Below are 1,647 nucleotides of genomic sequence, written 5' to 3'. Positions count from 1 at the left end.
GATCCGGCGCGGGAAGAGCAGCAGGTCGGCGGCCCTGCCGTGGCCGACGAGGCGGGGGAGGGTCCACGAGACGCCGGAGTCCGCGGTCAGCGCGACGCCCGCGAAGGAGGTGTTGAACGACGCGCTGTCGGCCACCACCCGGTAGTCCGCGGCGAAGGCGAAGCCCGCGCCGGCCCCGGCGGCGACCCCGTTCACGCCCGCGACCACCGGCTTCGGCATCTCCGCGAGGGTGGCGGCGATGGGGTTGTAGTGCTCGGCGACGGTGTCCATCGCGTGGTCCGTACGCTGCGCGGCCCGGGCCGCCGCGAGGGTGCCGATGTGCTCCTTGAGGTCCTGCCCCACGCAGAACGCCCGCCCGGCGCCGGTCAGCAGCACGGCCCGGACGGCGTCGTCCGCCGCCGCCTGCCGCAGGGTGTCGCGCAGGGCGTTCTTGGTCCCGCTGTCGAGGGCGTTCATCGCGTCCGGGCGGTTGAGGGTGACGGTCGCGAGCCCGTCGGCGACCTCGTACAGCACGGTGTCCGCCATGTTCTTCCCTTCGCTACGCCCCGGGGTCACCGGGACTGTGCCGCGTCTCGTCGGTGCCGTCAGCATGGCGGAGATCACTGCTCCGCGACATGTGACGTGCGTCAAATGGAAACGCGGCGCGCCCCCGCCGGGAAGGGCGCAGTATCGCATCCCTCTGGCGGGTATTGGGAGGTTTTGCGGTCGGGCGTCGTCGAGAGTATGCGGACCGATGTTGGTCATCGGGACCGGCAATGCGGGATAATGGGCGAGAAGCACTGTGTTCGATGCCGGTGGCGACGAGCCTGTCCACGGGCCGTCGAAGCTTCTCAACGAAGAGCTGGTTTCAGGAAGGGGAACGAGCATGGCGGCCATGAAGCCGCGGACGGGCGACGGCCCGCTCGAGGTGACCAAGGAGGGGCGGGGCATCGTCATGCGCGTTCCGCTCGAAGGCGGCGGGCGGCTCGTCGTCGAGCTGACCCCCGATGAAGCCGACGCGCTCGGCGACGCCCTGAAGAAGGTCGTCAGCTAGTCGGACCGAGGTCCGGAAGAACCCTGTATGCGCCCCGGCCACGTGGTGGCCGGGGCGGATCGCCCTCCGGGCCCGGATCCGCACGGCGCCGTCCCGCGCCCGCCAGGGCGCCCGGAGGCATGTCCGTGACGGCCAGGACGCCTCTGATGTGCGTGACGCCCGTCACGTACGTCAGACCTCGCGCTTGACGGCGCACAGCAGCCCGTCCCCCACCGGCAGCAGCGCGGGCATCAGCTCGCGGCTCTCCTTCACCGCGCGCAGCAGCTCGCGCAGCCTCTGCACCTCGTCGGGCTGGGCCGCCGAGTCCACCGTGCGGCCGTCCGCGAAGACGCCCTCGAAGCACACGACGCCGCCCGGGCGCAGCAGGCGCAACGATTCGCCCAGATATTCCAGGCACTCCATCGGGTCGCCGTCGCAGAAGACCATGTCGTACGAGCCGTCCGCCAGCCGCGGCAGCACGTCCAGGGCGCGGCCGACGATGATCCGCGCCCGGTTCGCGGCGAACCCCGCCGCCCGGAACGCCTGGCGCGCGAACTGCTGCCGCTCCGGCTCCGGGTCCACGGTCGTCAGCACCCCGCCGGGGCGCATGCCCTGCAGCAGGTGGATGCCGGAGA

General features: G+C 72.1%; 2 protein-coding genes and 1 pseudogene. 1 reads left to right on the top strand and 2 read right to left on the bottom strand.

Features of this window, described 5'->3' with window-relative positions:
• A pseudogene (chcB, locus tag H5J30_RS31825) lies at nucleotides 1-525 on the bottom strand (2-cyclohexenylcarbonyl CoA isomerase); the annotation flags it as partial.
• 340 nt (nucleotides 526-865) lie between these two features.
• Here chcB and H5J30_RS31820 point away from each other — a divergent pair.
• Nucleotides 866-1,033 (top strand): DUF3117 domain-containing protein, encoded by a 168-nt coding sequence (locus tag H5J30_RS31820; RefSeq protein ID WP_018834979.1) that lies wholly within the window; start codon nucleotides 866-868, stop codon nucleotides 1,031-1,033.
• Nucleotides 1,034-1,204: 171 nt separating this feature from the next.
• Here the strand turns inward: H5J30_RS31820 and H5J30_RS31815 are convergent.
• A partial coding sequence (locus H5J30_RS31815; protein ID WP_181791058.1) for an O-methyltransferase occupies nucleotides 1,205-1,647 on the bottom strand: 443 nt, incomplete at its 5' end.

The sequence above is a fragment of the Streptomyces phytophilus genome (assembly GCF_013870535.1).
Taxonomy (GTDB): Bacteria; Actinomycetota; Actinomycetes; order Streptomycetales; family Streptomycetaceae; genus Streptomyces; species Streptomyces phytophilus.
This window is presented reverse-complemented; position numbering and strand designations above follow the sequence as displayed.

What these genes read in the sequence shown, in the direction of transcription:
- H5J30_RS31820 (WP_018834979.1), top strand. Translation starts at nt 866, where the DNA reads ATGGCGGCCATGAAGCCGCGGACGGGCGACGGCCCGCTCGAGGTGACC.